Below are 22,519 nucleotides of genomic sequence, written 5' to 3' on the forward strand. Positions count from 1 at the left end.
TAGCGTGGAACTTCGTTTTCTGCGCGTCAGGTGATAACCGAAAGGACAAGCGATGCTGGACAAAAGCCACAAGCCTACTTGGACCAGTTTTGAAGAGGCAACCAAGGCTGATTGGGATGCGGTCATGGAGTATGAAGAGGCTTATAATGCCGCTTTGCCAGACCGAATTCTCGATGCAATCCGATCCTTAGATGAGGATTCGACGCCGTATCCGGTCAATCGCTACCAACACAGTCTGCAAGCGGCGACTCGGGCTTATGAGGATGGCGCGGAAGAAGAACTCGTAGTCGCGGCATTGATCCATGATACCGGCGATATCTTGTCGCCCTACAATCACGGTGAGCTGTCAGCAGCGATGATGAAGCCCTATGTCAGCGAGAAAACTCATTGGATCCTCAAGCATCACTGCGTGTTTCAGGGCTACTACTACAACCACCATCTGGGCGGTGACCGCAATGCCCGCGACAAGTATCGCGACAGCCCGTATTGGGAAGACTGTCGCTACTTCTGCCATGAGTATGATCAGAAAGCGTTTGACCCAAATTATTCGACGAAGCCGCTAGAATTCTTTGAACCCATGCTGCGCCGCGTGTTGAACAAGGGCGAAGGGCATATGGAACTGAACGAAACGGCTGAGGATTAACAGGCTGCCATCAGGCGATAGACGATCTGCGCGGCGGTGAAGTCCCAAGCCGTATTGTCGTCAGGGGCCAATTCGACCACATCGAACCCGACGCATCTGCGGCCTTTCAATGCGTGTTCGACCAGTCGTAGCGCCTGATAGTATCCCAACCCACCGGGCACAGGCGTGCCGGTGGCAGGCATTTGCGACGGGTCCAACCCGTCTACGTCAAAGCTGACGTAGATCAGTTCCGGAAAGTCATCGGGCAAGTCGACCGCATGGATGTTGCCAGTCACCAGTTCCTCGGCGTCGGCATGGAAGACATGGTTTTTCAAACGACTTTGTGCCTCTTCGGTTGAAAAGGCCCGGACGCCGAACTGCGCCAGTCGGATACCTTCTTCGGCCAACAGGTGCATGACTGAGGCGTGGGAGTGTTTCTCGCCCTGATAAGCGTTGCGCAGGTCGGCATGGGCGTCGATCTGGACGATGCCGATTGGCTGGTTCAGGGCGCGCGCTACGCCCATCACAGCGCCATAGCTGAGCGAATGCTCTCCGCCCAGCGTAACTGGCACTTTGCCAGCGCGGATGGCGGCTTCGGTGCGCTGGGCGATGCGTTCCATGATCTCAGATAGAGAGGCATCGCAATCGACGGGCGCTTCGGTAAAGATGCCCTCGACGCAGGGTTCGGCGTGGCCGGTGATGCGTTCCAGTTCATTGCTGGCCTCGATGATGGCGTCGGGGCCTTTGGCGGTGCCAGACCCGTAGGAGACCGTGCGCTCAAGCGGCACCGGAATAACGCGGAAACGCGCGCCTTCGGTGCGTTCGGCCTCGGTCAGTTCGCTGTCGAGGAAAATGCTCATGAGAGTCTCTCTTTGAAGTCGTCATAGTTGAACTGCTTGATGATTTTCAGCGCGTCCGTTTCGCTATTCCACAGGGCGATGGTGGGCAGGGGCACGCCGTTGAACGTGTTGGTCTTGACCATCGAATAATGGGCCTGATCGAGGAAGGCAAAGCGCTGGCCGATCTCCAGCGGTTTGTCCCACTTATAGTCGCCGATCACGTCACCGGCCAAACAGGACGGGCCACCCAGACGGTAGGTATGGCCTGCCTCGACCTCGTTCATCAGGGCGGGGCGATAGGGGGCTTCGATCACATCGGGCATGTGGCAGGTGGCCGAGATATCGGTGATCGCCAGGTTCATACCATTTGTTGGTAGATCGAGGATTTCGCCAACGAGAATGCCCGCGTCCAACGCCACGGCTTCGCCGGGTTCAAGATAGACGTCGACGCCAAGGTTTTCTCGGATGTCCTTGATGAACGCGATCAGCCCTTCGCGATCATAGTCGTCGCGGGTGATATGGTGGCCGCCGCCGAAATTCAGCCATTTGAGCTGACCCAGGAACGGTTTGAGTTTTGGCTCGACCGCCTCCCATGTGCGCCGCAAAGGTTCAAACCCCTGTTCGCAGAGCGTGTGCATGTGGAGGCCATCGACACCGTGAAGGGCCTCTGCGGTTAGCTGGCTGACCGGCGTACCGAGGCGCGAACAGGGTGCACAGGGGTCGTATTTCGGGACTTCACCTTCGGAATGTTCGGGGTTGATGCGCAAGCCGGCTTGCACGTTTGCGGCCTGCGCCTTAGCCAGAAACCGGTCCTTTTGCACCGGGGAATTGAAGATGATGTGGTCGGACAGCGATAGGATCTCGTCGATGTCTGCGTCTTTGTAGCCAGCGCAGAAGGTGGCGACTTCTCCACCATATTCTTCGCGGCCGAGACGGGCCTCAAAGATGCCGCTGGCGCAGGTGCCACCGAGGTATTGGCGCACCAGCGGGGCAAGCGAGAACATCGAAAACGCCTTCAGTGCGCTGAAGACATGGGCACCGGACCTTGTGCCGATGTCGGACAGGATTCGCAGGTTCCGTTCAACGGCTTTTTCGTCGACCACGAAACACGGGCTGGGCACACGGCTTAGGTCGAAGGCGCGAAACGCGCCCGGATCACCGGCTTGCGTGGTCATCATGTCGGACATAGTCGGCGTCTCCGTTGGAGGAGAGGCCGGGGGCTCTGCCCCCGGACCCCCGGGATATTTTTAGCCAGATGAAGCTTGCGAATCAGAACTCGACCGGGCCGTCCAGTTCGTGGACCTGCCACGGCAGGCCGTGGGTGTTCAGCATGTCCATGAAGTCATCCGGATCCAGCTGTTCCATGTTCCACACGCCGGGTTGGGCCCAGTTGCCCTTCAGCACCTGCGCTGCGCCGATCATGGCGGGGACGCCGGTGGTGTAGCTGACGGCCTGGCTACCGACCTCGGCGTAGCATTCCTCATGGTCGCAAATGTTGTAGATGTAATAGGTTTTTTCTCCTGAACCGTCCTTGGCCTGACCTGTGGCGATGTCGCCGATGCAGGCTTTGCCTTTGGTTTCCGCTCCCAGATCACCGGGATCGGGCAGCAGGGTTTTCAGGAACTGGATCGGGATGACTTCCTTGCCGTCATGCATTACCGGGTCGATGCGGGTCATGCCAACGTTTTCCAGCACCTTGGCGTGGGTGATATAGGCGTCTCCGAAGGTCATCCAGAAGCGGGCGCGCTCGATCTCGGGGAAGTGGGTCGAGAGCGACTCCAGTTCCTCGTGATACATCAGGTACATGTTCTTGGGGCCGATGGCGGGAAAGTCAAACTCGACCTTATGGGTCATGGCGGGGGAATGCTTCCACTCGCCGCCTTCCCAGTGGCGCACTTCGGCCAGCACTTCGCGCAGGTTGATCTCGGGATTGAAGTTTGTGGCGAATTCCTGATCGTTGGAGCCGCCGTTGGCGTCCAGCACGTCTATCTGGCGGATCGTGTCCAGCTTGTGTTTCTTTAGCCAGGTGGCGAAGACGCTGGTCACGCCCGGATCGAAGCCCGAGCCGAGGATGGCGGTCAGGCCCGCCGCTTTGAACCGTTCCTGATAGGCCCATTGCCAGTGGTATTCAAACCTGGCCTCATCTTCGGGCTCATAATTCGCGGTGTCGAGGTAGTGGATGCCCGCCTCAAGACATGCATCCATTAGTACAAGATCCTGGTACGGCAGGGCGAGGTTCACCAGCAGCTCAGCTCCGGTTTCCTTGATCAGTTTGACCGTGTCTTCGACCTTGTAGGCGTCCAACTCGGCGGTATCGATATCAACACCGACGCGATCCTTCACGGCTGCGGCGATGGCGTCGCACTTTGATTTAGTCCGGCTAGCCAGAGTGATTTCGGTGAAAATATCCGAATTCATCGCCATCTTGTGCACGGCTGCGTGGGATACGCCGCCTGCGCCAACAACCAGTGTTTTGCCACTCAAAGTTCCCATGGGGGTGATCTCCTCTCAGGGGGTTATTCGTAATAGGTGTAGCCGTTGATCGAGTCGCGATAGGCGCTCATCAGGGTTTTGCGTTCGCTGGCTTTCAGAGTACCGGTCGAGATCGCCTGGTCCACCATTTTGCGAAACGCGGCAACACAGTCGTTTGGGTCGAATTCTACATAGGACAGAACCTGGCTGATCGTGTCGCCCTCTTGTTCGTGTAGCAGGTCAAAGCCGCCGTCTGTGCGGAGGTCAATGGTGACGACGTTGGTATCGCCGAACAGGTTGTGCAGATCGCCCAGCGTTTCCTGATAGGCCCCGACAAAGAAAACACCCATGAGATATTCCTGATCTTCGGGTAGTGAGTGCACGGGCAGACTGGGCGAGACACCGTCGGCCAGGATGAACCGGTCGATCTTCCCGTCGCTGTCGCAAGTAATGTCCGACAGCACCGCGCGACGATCAGGCGTTTGGTTCAGGCCCTGCAATGGTACGATCGGGTGAAGTTGGTCGATCGCCCAGACATCAGGCAGCGACTGGAACAGCGAGAAGTTGCAGTGGTAGATGTCCGCCACCTTCTCAAGTTGATCGTCCACATCAGTTTCCAGATCGTCGCTGGCTGCGAGCGTCTTGAGGCGGGCCATCAGCGACAGGTAGATGCGTTCGGCGCGGGCCATCTGGCGCAGGTCGACATAGCCGCGGCGGAACAGCGCGCGCAGCTCATTGCGATAGAAATTCGCGTCGTTCCAGCATTCCTGCAAGCGGTCGCTTCTCAGATAGCCGTTGATCGCCGCAAGATCTGAGACCAGATGGTGATCGTCCGCTTCGACCTTTGGTCCGTTGGGTGCGTCATACAAAGTGCTTTCCAGCACGTTGAATACCAGCATCGACGATGTTGCCACCACTGCGCGGCCGCTTTCGGTGACCAGCGTAGGATGATCCACCTCGGCCTCGTCCATGGCATAGGCCACAGTTTCGACCACGTTGGCGCAGTATTCCTCGACCGTATAGTTGATCGAGTTCTCAGCAGCTTTCTTCTCGCCCGTATAGTCCACGCCCATGCCTCCACCGAGGTCCAGATGAGTCAGCGGCACGCCTTCGCGCGTGAGTTCGGTGTAATAGCGGCAGGCCTCGCCTACGGCGCGGCGCACATCGTTCACGTCCTGAACCTGCGACCCCAGATGCGAGTGCTGTAGTTTCAGGCAATGCAGCAAACCGGCTGCTTTCAGCTTGTCCACCACAGCGACCAGCTGATCAGTGTTCATGCCAAAGGCAGATCGATCACCCGAGCTTTCTTCCCACTTCCCGCTGATCTGGTTGGTCAGTTTCACCCGCACGCCGATCAGGGGCTCGATGCCCAGCTCATTGTAGACCTCGATCACCGTGTCGGCCTCTTTCGGGCTTTCCAATACGATGACTGTGTTGAACCCGATCTTGCGGCTGAGGATGGCCAGTTGGATGAACTCGGCATCTTTGACGCCATTGCAGACAATCAGCGCCTCGCCAGCCAACCGATGGGCCAGGGCCACAACCAGTTCCGGCTTTGATCCGGCCTCAAGCCCGTAATTGTATTTCTTGCCGAACTCGACGATCCGGTCGATGACCTGTGCTTGCTGGTTCACTTTGATCGGGAAAACGCCGCGATATCTGCCACTATATCCGGTGCGTTCAATTGCATTGCGAAAGCTCTCGTTGATATGGACAATCTCGTGTTCCAGATAAGAACTGACGCGCAGGATCATCGGCGCTTTGATGCCGCGTTCGTCCAGATCTTGCAGAATGCCCGGTAGGCTGATCGCTGCGGCCTCGGGCGCCATCGGGTTGCGCAGGCCGATTTCGCCCTGCTCCGTCACCTCAATGAGGTCCTTACCCCATTTCTCAACCCCGTAGACGGAATGCGGTGCGGCGGGCGTCTGTTTCAATCAGATCAGTCCTTGCTGTTCGGGTGGCAGTTACGCACCGCCCATACGGCAGCAGTTCGATTCTTCCAAGTGTAAACTATGCGACCGAGATTGCCGAATTTCACACGTGCCGGCGGATCGGGATCAGGTGGTTATCCCACTGGCAATCCGCGCGCGCCGAGATTGCAGGTTGCGTGCCAGTCAGTGTGCCGAAAACACCTGTCCCGGTGGTAAACACCACCCCCCCGTCCGCGCCGCTACCCAAACCGCAGACGTCTTCGAGCGCAAACTCGTCTTCAAACGTTCCGCTGGCCACGTCAAATCGATGCAGCGCATTACCGCGCGGACAGGTGATCGCGATTGCCTGGCCATCGGTCGAAAACGCGACACTGCCCGCATACCCTTGCAGAGCGGCCTGATCAGCCTCGGGCGCGGTTAACAGGCGTGGGTTTTCACCGCGCCAGTGCAGGCCTAAGAGGGGCGGATGGTCGGTCTGAGGGCCTTGCCACTGCATGGCAAACGCGATCAAACCGTCGCCTCGGACTGCCAGATGGCGGATCGAGTTTTTGCGCAAAGCGCTGGGCAGCTCCATCTGTGCAAGCGGGGTGCCTGACAGGTTAGCATAGGTCAGATTGGGCCGCATTGTCGGCAGGTTCAATTTGGTGCGTCCGGTGTCCGGGTGGGTTTCTATCCCACCATTTGCGATGACCAGTGTTTTTTCATCTGGCATCAGCCGCATGTCATGCGGGCCTATGCCGCCCGAGGAAAACTCACCCAGTCGAACAAAACTGTTGGCATCCCAGATGCTGACCCGACCTTCCGCGGCCTCATAATCATTCTCGGTTGCATAGAACCGTTCACCATCCGCTGAGAACGCTCCATGGCCATAGAAATGGCGTCCGACGGGCGCTTGAAGCACGGCTAATTCTGATCCAGTTGCGCAATTGATGACCAACGCAAAGGTCCCCGGTCGCCGCGCAAAGGCGACGGCCTGCGCTTTGAACGGGTGGGCGGCGGCGGCATGGCCGCGAGCGGGTAAGGGCAGTGAGAACAGGATTGCGCCTTGCGCGTCCAATCCGGCCAACCGGTAAGAACCATCAGGGAAAAGACCTGCCGCCAGAAAATCGGGTGCGCCTACCGATGCCCAACCCCGAATGGGCGACAGGGTTGCAGCGGCGAGCCCGGCCAGAAAATGGCGGCGGCTGGTCATGGATCAATCCCCGTCCAGTGAGTTGAATCCAGCACTGATGCCCAATGTCGGACCAAGCTCGGACGCTGTGATCATGCGAATATCGTTGATCGATTGCTGTAGGGCCTCAACCCTAAAACGACCCTGAGGTGTTGCAAGCCCGGCCAAAGCCGGATCGTCGATGGACTGGGCGTCGCCAATCGCGATCCCAAAGGACATGTCCAGATCTTCAGCGATTTCCGGGTGGTCAACGGACAGGCGCACGGCAAGGTCTCGCAATGCGATCAGCGACAGTTCAACATGCCGCAAGGATCGCTCGGACCTGCGCGCTTCGGCCCGTTTGGGGCGAGGGCGGTCAAACGTTCCCAACGGCCGGCCGAGCCGCGTGTCTGCAGTAAACTGAAGACCGGTGGACAGCGATTTGAACAGCTCTTGCATTGCTTCGTCCTGTGTGCGGTAGCGGCTGTTCGCGCCGGGCTGTGTCAGCGTCGGAGCATAGCTTTGCCAATCATTGTCAATCGCATCGGCATTTGCATCAATATCCGCCGCAATCGCCTGGATCAGTGCACAGCGATACGCAGCAGTCCCCTGTTCCACTAACGCGGGATCGTAGATCATACGTTCCAAGGCGAAAAACCCACGGCCTGCAACGGATATGTGCGAAAAGGCTTCGGCATTGGTCACGGCCGGGTCTTCATCAGCAATAAGCTGCGACAACGCCTTGGGTGTGAAGCCTTTCGTGTCGGGCCAAAATGCCATAGCAAAAGCCCGATCTTCGGTTTCAGTGGGGCCGAACCGCAGGTGGCTGACAGAAATCCAGTTATCAAAAGCACTGCCATATGCGGCCCGCAGGTTTGCTGAGGCCGGGTCGCAGTCTGTTCGGGCAGTTGTCGTCAACACCTCTGTCGCTTCAGCCAGTGTCGAAAAGCGGGGTAATATGTGGGCTTCGGCCACATCCGTCAGGATTGGAGTGCGATCCTGGGATGCGGCAGAAAAAGGCAACAAAAGAAGGGGGATCAGGGCTAGGGCGCGCATGGTCAAAGGCTCTCCAGAAAACGGATCAGGGCGTCACGATCAGCTTTGGGCATGGTCACAACAGTATCGCGGGATGATTGTGCCTCGCCCCCATGCCAAAGAATCGCTTCGAGCGGGTTGCGCGCCCGCCCGTCATGCAGGAACTGAGTGTGCCCCGACACACGTTCGGTCATACCAATGCCCCACAGCGGCGCCGTGCGCCACTCCCGCCCCGTGGCGCGGGCTTCGGGGCGGTTATCGGCCAGACCGTCGCCCATGTCATGCAACAGCAGGTCGGTGTAGGGCCAGATCAGCTGAAAGCTGTGTTCAGCGCGGTCTTCCATGCGGTGGGTGACATGGGCAGGCGTATGGCAAGCGACGCAACCAGAGGTGTGGAACACTTCTTTGCCGCGCAACACCTGCGGATCATCCGCGTCCCGACGTCCGGGAACGCCCAGATTGCGACTGTAAAACGCCACCAGATCCATACCCTGTTGATCGATTTCAAACACGCGCACATCCTGATCCCCATGCGGGGCGGCGACACACTTGATCTGAGCCTCGGTGCAGTCCCCGTGCGGGTCCGGAAAGAGCGGGCTGGAAATGCCGATATCGCCGGCAAAGGCCGCCGCTGATTGCTCCATCACGGTGGGCATCCCGGCCTTGTGCCCAAATCGACCCATCATCGGTTCGCCAAACTCGACCGACCAAACGATATTGGGTCGACCTGAAATGCCATCCCCATCCAGATCATCCGGATCGGCTTTGGACAGCAAATCCTCGACCGGAATCGCCTCGAGCAGGCCCAGCCCGATCATCTGGGGTGCCACCCGAGGGCTGAGCATTGCCTGCGGGTGTAGCGGTCCATATCCCAGATCAGCAGCCTTGTAGGTGGGGCGACGCAGCGATGCAGTTTCACCTTCGGACAGTTCGACCGGAACTTCCTGATACGTGATGTCCAGCCGGTACTCGGCTGGATAGCCCGCCAGCGCGAAATCCTGCATTTGGCCGCCGTAATTCGGATCAGGCCGGGTGGCGATATAGTCCTCAATCTCGGCATAACCGGCATCGACATTTCCCGGAATGGACACCCGCAGAAACATCGAAATGGCGTTGTCATCCGGCCCGTTTGGCGTATGCCCGCGCCCGTCCTTTATGTGGCACCTCTGGCAGGAACGCGCATTATAGAGCGGTCCCAACCCATCCGACGCAAGCGTCGATGACGGCGACGAGACCCAGATTTTCTTGAACAATCCGTTGCCAACTTTGAAATCCAGCTCTTGCTCGAATTCCAAGTTGCCGGAAGACTGCGAAAACGCATCGGCGTTGTTGCGCGCGCGCACTGTCGCGGCCCCGGCTGACAGCTCCTCGAACTTCTGGGGCTGATGAAAGTCATCGGGCACGCTAGTGACCGCAGAAATGCGGGCGCGTTCGGCGTCAGTCCGGGGGATAACCTTGAGATGAGAATCCTGCAGCTCAGCTGACAGAGAAGGAGTGGCCAACAAGGTGGCCACCGACACAGCGAGAAGGTTACTCGCTTTCGTCCATTGTCGACGCGTTAAGTTGCGCATAGTTGGCTTCGCCGATCCTTTCATGCAGGTCGAGCTGCGTTTCGAGAAAGTCGATATGTCCCTCTTCATCGGACATCAACTCTTCGAACAGGGCCATCGACACATAGTCTCCGACGCTCTGACAGTGTTCGCGGGCTTCTTTGTAAAGCGCCCGTGCATCGATTTCGGCAGCAAGGTCGCATTCCAGTGTTTCTTTCGGAGTCTGACCGATCCGCAGAGGATCAAGCTTCTGCAGGTTGGGGTGTCCTTCCAGGAACAAGATGCGCTCGATCAGCTTGTCGGCGTGCTGCATCTCTTCGATGCTTTCCTCGCGGCTTTTCTTGGCCATACCGCTCAGGCCCCAGTCATCTTGCAATCTGTAATGCAGCCAATATTGGCTGACCGCCGTCAATTCATGCCGCAGTGATTTGTTTAGGTAGTCGATGACTTTTGGGTCGCCCTTCATCTGCACTCTCCTGTGTTACTCCGGTGCGTAGCGCACGAAGTTGCATGGGTACTTCAAGATTATCGTTTGACCGCATTGTGTCTAGGAAAAGGGGCATGCACCCGCCACAATCCGCCGATTTTCCAAGGGCATGGTAGATTTTTCCGGGCGTGATAATTGTCTGAGCATCTGACGTCCGCATCCAATCAATGGCGGAACGAATGTCATGGTCAGAGATATTTGTGCAGTGGCATACGATCATGGCGACTCGACCGATTTCAGGTATCTTACTTAAATAGTAAGTTAATGTTTTTGGATCTGCTTGCAATAACAATAAGGCGTGACACAAGCGCCGGGAAACACGGTTTCAAGCATGTTTCCCGACAGTTTTATGAGTTACTGAAAGACAGCGTCAGGGTTGTCCAGGCTATCCGATCCCTCAAATTCGATCTGATCCAATTCCAGGGCGGTTACGATGCGCTCGATCGTCTTGGTCTGGTCGACCAGACCATTGACGCCACCCATGATCAGCGCTTCGCCACCGGCGTTGCCGCGTTCCAGCATCTGATCATAGGCGAAACCTGCCTCGGCGGTCGACTTGAGGCGACCCAGAGCCTGCATCGTGTTCGACAGCTTGACCTTCATTTCGGCGTCCAGCGCGGGGTCGGTTGCAATCACCAGGTCCGCCAGCGACGCGCCGGAGACAGGTGTACCGTCGATACGCGTATAGCTGCCCAGATAAACGTTCTGCACACCAAGACCGTCGTAGTAGTGGCTATTATGCGTGTTGTCCGAGAAGCAATCATGCTCCTCTTCCGGATCGTTCAGCATCAGGCCAAGACGCATCCGCTCACCGGCCTGTTCGCCATAGGACAGCGACCCCATGCCGGTCAAAATTGCACTGACACCAGCTGCTTCGTTCTCGGTCAGGGCCGCACGGGCATCGCCACCCTCAGCCCACTGGGCCGCCATCCATTCCAGATCGCTGACCAGCAGGTCGGTCGCCGCGCTCAGGTATTGGGCACGACGGTCACAGTTGCCGCCGGTGCAATCGTCGCCTTGGGTATAATCGGTCGCTGGGCGGTTGCCCGCACCAGTGCCGTGGCCGTTCAGGTCCTGGCCCCACAGCAGGAACTCGATGGCGTGATAGCCCGTTGCTACATTGGCTTCGATTCCGTCTGCTTCATGTAGGGTTTCGCCCAACAGTTTCGGAGTGATTCCGGTTGCGTCAATGGTTTCACCAGACAGCTCGAAGCTGGGGTTGGCAACAACATTCAGGACGGCAAACTCGTTTTCATCGGTTGCGCCGCCATAAGCCGCGTCAACGTAATCGATCAGGCCTTCATCCAGCGGCCACGCATTCACTTTACCTTCCCAGTCATCGACGATTGGGTTGCCAAAACGGTAGACTTCGGTCTGTTGGTAAGGAACGCGTGCTGCAATCCAGGCCGCGCGCGCTGCGTTCAGGGTCGCCTCTGAGGGATCGGCGATCAGAGCGTTGACAGCGGCCTGCAGAGATTTAGCAGCAATCAGGCTGTCATCATACTTGGCTTCGGCAATGTTGGCATAAGTGTTCAACACGTCTGCCTTTGCAGGCGCATCACCGGCAACGGCAGCGGTTGCGACACAAAGAGTCAGAGCGCTGGCGGCAACTAATAACTTGTTCATGGGGTTCGTATCTTTCCTGTCAGACATCTCTAGCGCGCGCTGGTGGCACACAGTTTTCACGGACATTTAACTGAGTGATTTAGTCAGCAATGTCAACCTGAGTTTTATTGTCGGGATTGCCATAATCTCTGTAATAAGGGCCTAAACTACCCGTATCTGGCGAAGTCCGGACGTAAGGGGAGCATTGCGTACCCCTTGATTCGGGTTAGACTGATCGCCGTGATTCTGATTGTGGTGGTATTTGGTTAATGAAGCGCGCTGTTCTTGCACTGTCCCTTTGCCCGGCGGCTGTGGCGGCCCAGGCAACGCAACTGGATTTTCGGCACCAGCACGGTTCCGGATCGTTGGACATGGCTTTTGCGGGCGCCGAGTTCACTCTTTCACTTGCAGTCCCTAGCTTTGATATTATCGGGTTCGAAAGACCCGCCGACAGTGATGATGACCGCGCATTGGTTGCCGTCGCCATTTCTGATTTATCTAAGCCATTAGAATTGTTTGTCATTTCCGAAGACGCCGGGTGTATTACGACATCGGCCAACGTGATATTGACAAACGAAGGCTTCGGAAAGAAGGATGAAGATGAGGCGGGCGAGGCTGATACCAGAGCGGATGAGTATCATGCTGAATTCCAAGCCGACTATGCCATTCAGTGCCAGGATATGAACGCGCTCGGCGCGATCGAATTTGCGTTTTTTAACCGTTTTGAGAACGTGGAAGAACTCAGGGTACGGGTTGAACTATCAGACAAGATTCGCGCGTTCGACGTCACGCCAGCAACACCAATTCTGGATATTTCGGCCATTCAGTGAATGCTTGGCAACAATTGACGCATCTGAATTTCTGAAAACTCACGGCACTCGGCGCCGGAAAGGCTGCTTTCGCATTTTCGTAGCTTGCTTGATGCGAGTGATTTGGTAGCGGAGGAGGGACTTGAACCCCCGACACGCGGATTATGATTCCGCTGCTCTAACCAACTGAGCTACTCCGCCACGAGTGAGAGGCGATTTAAGGGAGGCACCGGGGAGGGTCAAGGGGGAAAAGCCTGAACCAGGTGGATTCTTTCAGGCGTTTTCGGGGCCTGTTTCCAGAGCGGAGACCTCTGGCAATTCGGCGGCCCCTGCGATCTTGCGGATAAACGCGGTACAGGCATCCGGTTTGGTGATCAGGATCATATGACCCAGCCCCTCAATCTCTTCGTCGGTCAGTCCGAATTTGGTCATCGGTGCTCCGTGCTGAGACGGTGACAGGATTGCATCCTGTGACCCGTATAAGATGCCGCCCGGTATCCGAAGCTCGGGGTAGCGCGCGTTTTGTGCGCCGATGCTGTCATCCACCCCGACAACGTCCTGCGATGCCGTGATGAAGGCAGAAGGACGCAGGCCAAGCGCACCGCCGGCGCGATCCAAAAAATCTTCGGGCGGGACTTCGGGATCAAACACGGCGCCTAAGGTATGTGGTGCCATTTTGGCGGCCAAAGGCACGGCCAACGTGTGACCGATCAGATTGCGCAGCCATTCAGTGCGAATTTCCAGTGGTTTAAATACGGCGGGCGTTGCATCCAGCTTATGCGTCAAGGGCGCCAAAAGCGCTAAGGCTGAAACCCGTCTGGGATTGTCCAGCGCTAGGGCCAAAGACACCGCGCCGCCCAGCGAATGACCCACCAATACAGCGCTGGACACCGCCTTGGCTTCAAGGAACTCATCGACCATCCGAGCCTGTTCAGGCAGGCGCGCCAGATCAGCCGTGTCTCGGGTCGAATACCCGCATCCCGGGCGATCCAAGGCAATGACGTGATAATCCTCGGCCAGATCATCCATTAAAGCGTACGTGAAGTGCTGCAATTGACCGGCCAACCCGTGGATCATGACAATTGTCTGGGCTTTAGGATCCCCCTTTTCGACATAGTGAATTGCACCACCGTTGATCGGAAGGATCTTGCCCATCTGAGGCACCGTTTCATGGCCTTCGCGCGTCAACCGACGGGTCCAGAGGTTCATGCCAATCAGGAAGGCAGCGAAAACCGTGATGAGGATCAGGATCGTCGTCATATCATGTTTCTCCGTGGCTGACCGGGCCGGTCACGTACTGTTCTAATCCCGATTGTGCCATGCGCTTTTGATATTCACCAACAGTTCCGGGCCACAGCGTTGTATTGCGCCCGGCAGCATCCTGATACCAAGAGGTACAGCCGCCAACCTGCCAGACGCTTTCGGTGTGACGGTCTTGCATTTCCCGCGTGAAGGCAGCTTGTTTTGCGGCGTCCGGCGTAATAACCGTCAACCCGTCACGGGCCATTTCGGCCAGCACACGCCCGATATGCGCGACCTGTGCCTCGATCATCAGAACAACCGAGTTATGGCCCAATCCCGTGTGCGGCCCCAACAGGATGAAGAAATTTGGAAAGCCCGCAATCGCGGTTCCCAGATTGGCCTGCATCCCGTTTGCCCACGCGTCGCGCAAAGTCAGATTGTCTGTGCCGGTAATGTCCAACCCGTCCGTCGCATCGGTCACGTGAAAGCCTGTGCCCCAGACCAAAATGTCAGCCTGCGTTTCGGTGCCCCCCGCCGCTTTGATCCGGCTTCCGTCAATCGATGCCACGCCATTGGGGACAATGCTGACATTGTCACGGGCCAGTGCTGGGTACCAGTCGTTCGAACTTAGAATGCGTTTGCAACCAATTCGATAGTCCGGGGTCAGCCGCACTTGATCCTCTGGATCTGGAAAGGCGTCTTCCAGCGACTTGCGCCACATCTTCATCGCAAAATTTACCATCCGCTCTTCACCTCGAAAAACACGATGGCGGAATTCAAACACCCTGAAAATCAGCTGGCGTCGCAGCCGGGGAAGCAGCGGTATGCGCGCATAAAGACGTCTGGTCCAGGGGCTAATCGGGCCATCGGGGCGCGGCAATACGTAAGGCGCGCTGCGTTGAAAGACAGTGACATGTTCGGCGGTCTTCGCAATTTCAGGCACAAATTGCACCGCCGAGGCGCCGGTGCCCACTACGGCAACCCGTTTGCCAGCGATATCTACGTCGTGGTCCCAATCAGCCGAATGAAAACACGGGCCCGGAAAGCTATCGGCCCCCGGGATATCCGGAATGCTGGGGATGTGCAGCGCGCCGATGGCCGAGACCAAAAAACGGGCGGACCAGCGCTGTCCGTTCTGTGTTTCCACCTGCCAGCGCGCGCCATCCCATTTGGCGGATTTCAACTGCTGTTGAAAGTGGCACAGATCGTACAAGCGTTCGTCTTGCGTAATCTTTTTCAGGTAGGCCAGAATTTCGGCGCCGCCAGCATAGGCGCGGCTCCAGTCTGGATTCAGGTGGGTGGCCATCGAATACAAGTGAGACGGGATATCGCAAGCCACACCGGGATACGTATTCTCGCGCCACGTACCGCCGATGTCGTCTGCTTTCTCAAGGATCGCAATATCTTTGATGCCGCGTTTCCTGGCCTCGATCGCCATGGTCAAACCCGAGAAACCGGCGCCAACGATCAGCATTTCTGTGCTGTGATCCATCTGCCTGTTCCTTTCAAACGACCCGTTGCTATGTCCCGAGACTATAGGCGGATGTTGACATGTGAACAGGGTCTCGTGGGGGAATGCGACCGTTCAGTGGCGGCTCGAGTGCCTGCGTACAAAGTCAGAACGTCAGTCTTTCGGCTCGCCCGTGTTCAGCCAACCTTGCGTTCAAAGCGTCGGCCTCAGGTGCACCGGCCTCAAGTGCAAAGACAAAGGCATGGGTCAGATAGAAACAGGCTGCATCAATGTCACCTGTCGCTTCACTCTCGTCCGCCGCCAACCCGTAGTAGCGGACCAGATCCTTGCGGTCGTTTCTGGAATGCGCGTCCAGCAGCAGCTTGTCCAAGGCGCCTTTGTCCATTGTTAAATTGGTCCTTCAAGCCCTCAGCGCATTGCAGCCCCAATCACTCGGCGCGGCCGTTCTCGATCTGAGTTGCCACCCAGTGGTGGAAGTTATGGGTCGGTCCGTCCATCGCCGGAGAGAACCGCCCGCCGTCAAACAACATGCCATGGCGCCCTTTCTGCATGCCCTCGACAACGAAAATATCTTCTTCGAACACAGTCTTCCACAATTGCGCGTTTGAGGCGCGCAACGCGTCATGTTCGGGCGTGTCGCCTTCGCTATTGGCGTAGTACAGCTCGATATGTTCGACAGTGTTTTCGTGATCCACCGGCTCCAAGATGATCGCAAAGCTGTGGTCGCGCTGTATGCCCAGTAATACGTTGGGATAAAGGGCAATATATTCCGCGCCTTCATCCCATTGGCTGCCGAGACCGGGGAAGTCAGGCAGTTTTGCACCGTTTTGGTCGGTCAACTGGCGATAGACCAAAGTGCCTTGCCCGGAATAATGACCACGCTCTTCGATATTATAGTGATCTTCCAATCGGGAGTAACTGTTGAGGCCCGGGTGAACCCAGGGCAGGTGATAGCTTTCGCAGTAGTTTTCTACGGCCAGCTTCCAGTTCGTTTTGACTTCAAGCTTGAATGACGATTCATCACCGCCATGGAAGATAGGCGTATCGAATTCCTTCCAACGCTCCAACAAAGCGCCATGCGCGTCTTCAAACGCCGGGGCATTGCCGTCAATACTCACAAAGATCACGTCGCGCCAGATATGCGACCGAATGCGCACCAAACCCAGATCCTTGGTGTTTACGTCTTCGTGCTTGTTCTGGCCTGGGCCGCCCACATGGGGGGTCGCACGCAATTCACCTTTCAGGCTGTAGCACCAGCTGTGATACGGGCACCGAATGGCGCCGCCGATCCTTTTGGGCGCATCCACAAGGATCATGCCACGGTGACGGCAAGTGTTCTGAAACACGCCGACCTCGCCATCGCGGTCCCTGACGATCAGTAGTGGCATGCCCAGAAAATCGACAGGCTTTGCGTCGCCTGCTTCGGGAACGTCCTTGCCAAACCCAATGCCGGACCAGTTCGCAAACAGGACCGAGCGCTTTTCTTCGGCGAACGTTTCCGGGTCAATGTAGTGCTCGTTGGGCAGGCCGTTGGCCGTGTTTACGTCGGTCAGAACGGACGACAGCGGGCTGTGCTTGTTCATCGAACTCTCCTGAGGCTGGGATAAACCTGACCCTCTCGTATTGGCGGAGACTATGGGTCGGCCTCAATATCAGAAAAGCTCATCAAAGGTTTAGTTGATCTAAACCGAGCTTGAGTGAACCTCCTGAACGATCCAATTCTTAAGCGCGCGGGCGCTTTCCGAGAGCTCTTCCTCGGGGCGCCCCACAAGGTAAAACTGGTTGGGCGCGGTCAGGTTATGCGGCCCGATGGCCACCAGTTTCCCAGACTGCAGCATGGGATGAATCAACCGCTGCCATCCAAGCACCAATCCAGCGCCTTTGCGTGCAAGCTGCAACGCAACAGAGTAGCTGTTGACGCTGGATTCGATTGGGATTTTGCTTTGATACCCAAGTTGCTGGAACCATTCTGGCCAGGTCGTCCAGCTGCGATCCTCGGAATCCAGATGGATCAGGCGTTGGCTGGCCAGCTCTTCCAGGCTTACACCCGCCAGGTTTTCGGCCACTTGCGGGCTGCCAACGGGGACAAGATGATCCCTAAACAAGGGCGTGTGGGACAGGTTTGAATCCCGGTCGCGCCCATATCTGATGAAAAAATCCAGATCCGGCCGATCCTTGAAGGGCCTGTCCTGGGATATCTGATCCACGTTCACATCCGGCATTTCGCGCCAGAACCGAATGACCGCTGGCGATAGCCAAAGCGCTGCCACGGCCGTTGTGGAGCCTATCGTGACCTTTTCTGCTGACGACCGATCCCGGATGGTAGACAGGGTTTGTGAAATTCGACGAAAAGAGGTCGACAGCACTTCGTACAGTGCCTTACCGTCATCGGTCAGATCGACGCTTCGATGTTTGCGCTGAAACAGAACTGTCTCAAGATACCCTTCCAGCGCCTTGATCTGATGACTGACTGCTCCGGGCGTCACCGAAAGCTCTTCTGCGGCATTTTTAAAGCTCTGATGTCGTGCGGCGGCCTCGAAAGCGGACAAGGTGGTCAAGGGGGGCAGATTGTAATGGCGTCGGGACATTCGGGTCTTGTCACTGGCTTCGGATTAGTTTGCTTCGCTTGAGTATGAAATTTTTTATCCTTGAAGACCAGCAGATGATGCGCTGAAGGTGCATTTGACGCTTATGTTTGCTGAATAGGTCGTCGAACCGACAGAAAGGGTCGGTGACAGTCCGATGATAAGATATGCAAGCCGCCATACTTACATATGAGTGCCGCATTCTTACCGGCAGCGGCTTTACATCGCGCGTTACTCTTCCGACGCCACCGCGCCGGCTGTTTATTATCGCTCGTCCGACGAAACCTATGGGTGTTCTGTCGTATCAGAGCCCCAAAAGCTAACAAAGGATGGCATGAGGTTCCGGCTTATTGTTCTGCGGCTTCGAAGGGAAGAACCATGATGTTCAGCCATTTTTGCCCCGGGCCGAGCCATGTGAGGATTATTCGACAGAAGGTGTGGCCAGCTGCGGAATCGCCCCCGGAGAGTCGCTCGCTAACAGCGATGCGTCATTCGGCAATTCGAAGGATCAGCGAATGGCTGGGAAACGGGTAGAGCCCGAAGAGATTGTATCGAAGCTTCGACAGGGCGAAGTTCACTAAGGACAAGGGATGACGATTGTGGATACGGTGCGCCAGATCGGCGTGAGCGAACAAACCTATTATCGTTGGCGTAAGCTGTATGACTGCCTGACTGCGCTTTGCGCGGCTGTTTGCAACGGTTGTCAAACAACTTTGCAATTCCGCCGGGCGTGCTCTTGGCAATCAAGTCAAAAGTTTGCGGCGAAGGCACCTGAGCGGCTATCCGTCCGTTATCCCATGATCAACTTGGCAAATCTTCCGATATGGCAGCTATACAACACGAGCCGCCCGGCTTCATGTTTTCTGAAATCAGTTAAAGTTATTTGAGTTTGACTGATATCGTCCTCCAACTCCATTCTGTCCCAATCCGAAATTGCCGAATTTGGTGTCTTACGTGGCCATCACTGAACTTGATCGCGTCCTTTCATTCACAAGACAGTGCGCCTGCCGGACATAAACTGCTGGGAGTTCCGCGAGTATTCCGCACCAAAGCCGAGGCCGTATACACTACGCCGCTTGAAGGGGTCCGAATAGAAGGCGCGGCGGGCGCATCAACCCAATGCCAATTGGCCTGAGCGGCCCCATAAAGAGAAAGTGACAACAGGGAGGAACCTTATGTCAATTAGAGAACCATTTACGGACCTAGAGATAGAAACGGCTGATGCCGGATTCTATGAAAATTACAGCGTTCCGATCGCGCTGATCAGCAAAGGTATCATGGTTGCCCTGGTACTCTGGGCACTGGTTTTTCCTGCGAATGCAAACAGTACATTGGGCAGCTTGAACGGCAGGTTGTTGGAGGTTTTCAACAGTTTCTACGTCATCATTGTGGGCCTGTTTTTCCTGTTCCTGGCAATTGTCGCAATCATCCCGTCCACCGGTAAGCGGATCATGGGTACCCCGGGTGAAAAGCCCGAGTTCTCCAATTTCTCTTGGTTCTCGATGATGTTTGGTGCGGGCTTGGGCGTTGGCCTAATGGTTTTCGCAACGGCTGAACCGCTGGGCCTTTGGGGATCAAACCCCGAGGTAGTATCGGGTGCAGTTGCCGGCAATGAACCAGAAGCGATCCAGTCTGCGTACCGCTACACATTCTTGCATTATGGCTTCCACGCCTGGGCAATCTATGTGGTAACGGGCCTGTCTCTGGCTTACTACGCCTATACGCGCAATATGCCACTGACCATTCGCGCAGCGCTTACGCCTCTGTTTGGCCGTCTGATGAACGGCTTCCTTGGCCATGTCGTTGACGTTCTGGGCGTGGTTGCAACCATCCTCGGTGTGTCTGTGACCATTGGGTTTGGTGTCAGCCAATTCATCGACGGTGTTTATGCCATTACCGGTATGGGATGGATCATGGACCTGACGGGCGAAGTGCCGACCCCCAGCAAAGTAGGTCTGATCGCGGGCCTTGTAGTCATCATGACCTTGTCTATCATCTCGGCTGTGTCGGGTGTTGGCCGCGGCGTTAAATACCTGTCGAACCTGAACCTGGTTCTGTCGATTATCCTGCTGGGTACATTTGTCGTGTTTGGCTCGTTCGTTTTCGCGCTGACCACTTACGGCGCGGCGATGGTCGACTATATCTTGAACTTCCTGTCACTCAGCTTTGGTGCCTATGGTCCGTTGTCGGCGGATGCGTTTGCAGCGGGTCTGCCTGAGGCGGCACAAGCGCATGCAGATGACTTGATCGGTGGTGCAACCAACGCATGGGGCAGCTTTGATGGCTTCAAGAGCGGTCTTGAAGGTGCGGCAGCTGAATTGGACGAGGAAACACTGGCTGCTGTTTATGCAGCGGGTGAACAAGGTCGTCAGTTTGGTTGGCAGTCGGGTTGGACCACGTTCTACTGGGCCTGGTGGATTGCGTTCTCGCCATTTGTGGGCCTCTTCCTGGCACGCATCTCCAAAGGTCGGACCGTGCGTGAGTTCATCCTGGGCTGCGTGTTCGCACCGGCGCTGGTATGCTTTGCATGGATGACCGTTCTGGGTGGTACTGCGATTGATCTGGAACTGGCCGGAGCCGCCGAAGGCGCGATCATTGGCGCATCGAACACAAACAAGCTGTTCGTGACCCTGTCTTACATGATCGATGGTGGATTGCTGTCCATGCTGAACGTTATGTGCGTGATCCTTATCATGACCTTTCTGGTCACGTCTGCTGACTCGGGCATTCTGGTGATGAATACCATCATGTCCGGTGGCAGCCAGGAAACCGGGGTCAAGCACCGCATCATCTGGGGTGTCATCCTGACGGCTGTGATCGGCGCACTGATCCTGGCGGCAGGCGACAACAACCCTATGGATGCCTTGCGCAACGCCATGATCATCGGCGCGCTGCCGTTTACGATTGTGATGGGCTTGATGTGTGTCTCGCTGGGCAAAGCCCTGTTCCGGGACGGTCAGCGTGACAAGCACACCGGGCAAAGCGCGCAGGCTGCTGAATAAAGCCAAGGCCTGACAAGAAAATGACCGAAGCGCCGCCCTTTTGGGCGGCGCTTTTCGCATTGGCGACCCTCTGTAACGTCGTGTCGCTTCTTGCAAACACATATCGCAATCAGAGAGGTGGTCGAGCTTCGAATCCTTCACAGTTAATCATAAGATGGAGGATCGCCTTGTGAATATCCGCACACCAACCAGATCAGGTGGACGTTCCGCCCGCCGCGCTATGCGCACCGCACCGAACTTTGACATGCTGCCGGGCCTGACCCGCGCAATACCGCTGTGCGAAGTGATGGACGGAAGCCAGGTTGAGCGGATTGACAACGCCTCGATGGACATTCTCGAAAATGTGGGCGTCCAGTTCCGCGATGCGATCGCCTTGGAAGATTGGAAACGGGCCGGGGCTAAGGTAGAGGGTGAGCTGGTGTATCTCGATCGTGGCATGGTGCGGGAACTGATCGCCACGATTCCTTCGGACTTCACCTATCATGCGCGCAATCCGAAAAAGAACCTGCGGCTGGGTGGCAAACACTCGATCTTCGTGCCGATGACTGGTGCGCCTTTCCTGCGGGATCTGGACGATGTGCGTCGCAATCCGACGTTGGATGATCTGGCCATGTTCCACAAGCTTAGCCACATGATGCCAGCCTTGCATTCTTCGGCGCACCACATCGTGGAACCTTATGATCATCCGATCAGCCAGCGCCACCTGCGGATCACCTATTCGTCGATGAAACATTCGGACAAGACCTTCATGGGCATGACTACCTCGCCGAAGAATGCCGAGGACGTGTTGGACATGTGCGCAATACTGTTTGGTGCGGACTTCCTTGAAAATCATGCCGTCACAACCGGCAATTGCAATGGCAATTCGCCCCTGGTGTGGGACGAGACCATGCTGGGCGCAATGCGGGCCTTCTGCCGCCGCAACCAACCGGTCCTCTGCTCGCCCTTCGTGTTGGGCGGTGCCAATACACCGGCCAGCGTGCCAGCCACCGTTGCCCAACTGAATGCCGAAGCGCTGAGCGCGCTGGCCTACACGCAAGTGATCCGCAAAGGCGCCCCTGCGATCTATGGTCATTACCTGTCTACCGTGTCGATGAAATCCGGCGCACCCATGGCGGGCACGCCCGAGATCAACCTGATGAATTTCATGATCGGGCAGATGGCGCGGTACTACCAAGTGCCCTGGCGCACATCAAACACGCTGGGCGGGGCCAAAACCTTTGACGCTCAGGCGGGCTATGAGTCGGCGACAACGCTGCAGGCTGTGATCCATTCCGGTGCGAACTACATATGGCACTCTGCTGGCTGGAACGAGGCCGGAATGCACTGCTCGGTCGCCAAATTCATCGTCGATGCCGAGCAATGCGCCATGGCATATCGCATGGCTGAAGGACCGAAATGGGGTGATTTCGATCAGGCTCTGGCCGCGGTGCCGGATGTCGGGCCGGGTGGGCATTATCTGGGCCATCCGCACACTCAGGACAATTTCCAGTCCGCGTTCTTCATGCCCGAGATGTTCGACAATAACTCCATAGAACAATGGGCGGCCGAGGGCGAGGTCGAGATCACAGAACGTGCACTGAACCACGCGCGCAAACTTCTGGCTGAATATGAAGAACCCAAGCTGGACGAAGCGAAAAACGAAGAGCTTCTGGATTATGTCGCGCGCCGGGAACGGGAAATTCCGGCCGCAGATGAGTTGAATCAGGCATATTAGGG

19 protein-coding genes, 1 tRNA gene and 1 pseudogene are annotated in these 22,519 nt (G+C 56.8%); 5 read left to right on the forward strand and 16 right to left on the reverse strand.

Annotation, left to right across the window (positions count from 1 at the left end; genetic code table 11):
- Nucleotides 1–52 precede the first annotated feature (52 nt).
- Entirely contained in the window at nucleotides 53–643 is a 591-nt protein-coding gene (locus ACR0BU_RS04885) for an HD domain-containing protein (protein ID WP_298933517.1), read from the forward strand.
- On the opposite strand, the gene speB is transcribed toward ACR0BU_RS04885, so the two are convergent.
- From speB to ACR0BU_RS04935, 10 genes are all read right to left on the reverse strand, one after another.
- Nucleotides 640–1,482: an agmatinase gene (speB, locus tag ACR0BU_RS04890; RefSeq protein WP_480735939.1), complete on the reverse strand. Its 843-nt coding sequence runs from the start codon at nucleotides 1,480–1,482 to the stop codon at nucleotides 640–642. The genes ACR0BU_RS04885 and speB overlap by 4 nt on opposite strands.
- Nucleotides 1,479–2,648: a carboxynorspermidine decarboxylase gene (nspC, locus tag ACR0BU_RS04895; RefSeq protein WP_480735938.1), complete on the reverse strand. Its 1,170-nt coding sequence runs from the start codon at nucleotides 2,646–2,648 to the stop codon at nucleotides 1,479–1,481. The genes speB and nspC overlap by 4 nt, the downstream gene beginning before the upstream one ends.
- 82 nt (nucleotides 2,649–2,730) lie before the next feature.
- Nucleotides 2,731–3,954, reverse strand: coding sequence for a saccharopine dehydrogenase family protein (locus ACR0BU_RS04900; RefSeq protein WP_480735937.1), 1,224 nt, complete (start codon nucleotides 3,952–3,954; stop codon nucleotides 2,731–2,733).
- A 23-nt stretch (nucleotides 3,955–3,977) separates the two neighbouring features.
- A complete protein-coding gene (speA, locus tag ACR0BU_RS04905) occupies nucleotides 3,978–5,867 on the reverse strand; it encodes a biosynthetic arginine decarboxylase (protein ID WP_480735936.1) in 1,890 nt (629 codons plus the stop codon).
- Between the two features lie 100 nt (nucleotides 5,868–5,967).
- A complete protein-coding gene (locus ACR0BU_RS04910; RefSeq protein ID WP_480735934.1) occupies nucleotides 5,968–7,056 on the reverse strand; it encodes a DUF1513 domain-containing protein in 1,089 nt (362 codons plus the stop codon).
- A 3-nt stretch (nucleotides 7,057–7,059) separates the two neighbouring features.
- Entirely contained in the window at nucleotides 7,060–8,070 is a 1,011-nt protein-coding gene (locus ACR0BU_RS04915; protein WP_480735932.1) for an imelysin family protein, read from the reverse strand.
- Nucleotides 8,071–8,072: 2 nt separating this feature from the next.
- A complete protein-coding gene (locus tag ACR0BU_RS04920; protein WP_480755731.1) occupies nucleotides 8,073–9,620 on the reverse strand; it encodes a di-heme oxidoreductase family protein in 1,548 nt (515 codons plus the stop codon).
- The gene (gene bfr, locus ACR0BU_RS04925; RefSeq protein ID WP_120632217.1) at nucleotides 9,580–10,065 is read right to left on the reverse strand and encodes a bacterioferritin; all 486 of its coding nucleotides are present in this window, start codon (nucleotides 10,063–10,065) and stop codon (nucleotides 9,580–9,582) included. The genes ACR0BU_RS04920 and bfr overlap by 41 nt, the downstream gene beginning before the upstream one ends.
- Nucleotides 10,013–10,306, reverse strand: a complete 294-nt coding sequence (locus ACR0BU_RS04930; protein ID WP_299077892.1) for a (2Fe-2S)-binding protein — start codon at nucleotides 10,304–10,306, stop codon at nucleotides 10,013–10,015. Before ACR0BU_RS04930 ends, bfr begins: the two co-directional genes overlap by 53 nt.
- 134 nt (nucleotides 10,307–10,440) lie before the next feature.
- The gene (locus tag ACR0BU_RS04935; protein ID WP_480735931.1) at nucleotides 10,441–11,712 is read right to left on the reverse strand and encodes an imelysin family protein; all 1,272 of its coding nucleotides are present in this window, start codon (nucleotides 11,710–11,712) and stop codon (nucleotides 10,441–10,443) included.
- Nucleotides 11,713–11,960: 248 nt separating this feature from the next.
- Between ACR0BU_RS04935 and ACR0BU_RS04940 the strand changes: the two genes are divergently transcribed.
- Nucleotides 11,961–12,521 (forward strand): ZrgA family zinc uptake protein, encoded by a 561-nt coding sequence (locus tag ACR0BU_RS04940; RefSeq protein WP_480735929.1) that lies wholly within the window; start codon nucleotides 11,961–11,963, stop codon nucleotides 12,519–12,521.
- Nucleotides 12,522–12,624: 103 nt separating this feature from the next.
- On the opposite strand, the gene ACR0BU_RS04945 is transcribed toward ACR0BU_RS04940, so the two are convergent.
- The 6 genes from ACR0BU_RS04945 to ACR0BU_RS04970 all read right to left on the reverse strand — a co-directional run bounded on the left by ACR0BU_RS04945 (nucleotide 12,625) and on the right by ACR0BU_RS04970 (nucleotide 17,801).
- Nucleotides 12,625–12,701: transfer RNA gene (locus ACR0BU_RS04945), tRNA-Met, on the reverse strand.
- Between the two features lie 72 nt (nucleotides 12,702–12,773).
- Nucleotides 12,774–13,760, reverse strand: a complete 987-nt coding sequence (locus tag ACR0BU_RS04950) for an alpha/beta fold hydrolase (protein WP_480735928.1) — start codon at nucleotides 13,758–13,760, stop codon at nucleotides 12,774–12,776.
- Between the two features lies 1 nt (nucleotide 13,761).
- Nucleotides 13,762–15,234, reverse strand: a complete 1,473-nt coding sequence (locus ACR0BU_RS04955; protein WP_480735926.1) for a flavin-containing monooxygenase — start codon at nucleotides 15,232–15,234, stop codon at nucleotides 13,762–13,764.
- Between the two features lie 124 nt (nucleotides 15,235–15,358).
- Nucleotides 15,359–15,598 carry a hypothetical protein gene (locus tag ACR0BU_RS04960; protein WP_480735924.1) on the reverse strand — a complete coding sequence of 80 codons (240 nt, stop codon included), beginning with the start codon at nucleotides 15,596–15,598 and terminating at the stop codon, nucleotides 15,359–15,361.
- Nucleotides 15,599–15,641: 43 nt separating this feature from the next.
- A complete protein-coding gene (locus ACR0BU_RS04965) occupies nucleotides 15,642–16,796 on the reverse strand; it encodes an aromatic ring-hydroxylating oxygenase subunit alpha (protein WP_480735923.1) in 1,155 nt (384 codons plus the stop codon).
- Nucleotides 16,797–16,895: 99 nt separating this feature from the next.
- Complete coding sequence (locus tag ACR0BU_RS04970; RefSeq protein ID WP_480735922.1) at nucleotides 16,896–17,801, reverse strand: LysR substrate-binding domain-containing protein; 906 nt, start codon at nucleotides 17,799–17,801, stop codon at nucleotides 16,896–16,898.
- Nucleotides 17,802–18,313: 512 nt separating this feature from the next.
- On the opposite strand from ACR0BU_RS04970, the pseudogene ACR0BU_RS04975 reads away from it, so the two are divergent.
- The 3 genes and pseudogenes from ACR0BU_RS04975 to ACR0BU_RS04985 all read left to right on the forward strand — a co-directional run.
- Nucleotides 18,314–18,460, forward strand: a pseudogene (locus ACR0BU_RS04975) (helix-turn-helix domain-containing protein); the annotation flags it as partial.
- 513 nt (nucleotides 18,461–18,973) lie between these two features.
- Nucleotides 18,974–20,800 (forward strand): BCCT family transporter, encoded by a 1,827-nt coding sequence (locus ACR0BU_RS04980; protein ID WP_299076848.1) that lies wholly within the window; start codon nucleotides 18,974–18,976, stop codon nucleotides 20,798–20,800.
- 169 nt (nucleotides 20,801–20,969) lie between these two features.
- The gene (locus tag ACR0BU_RS04985; protein WP_480735920.1) at nucleotides 20,970–22,517 is read left to right on the forward strand and encodes a trimethylamine methyltransferase family protein; all 1,548 of its coding nucleotides are present in this window, start codon (nucleotides 20,970–20,972) and stop codon (nucleotides 22,515–22,517) included.
- Nucleotides 22,518–22,519: the final 2 nt, after the last annotated feature.

The organism is Ruegeria sp. CK2 (assembly GCF_056536585.1).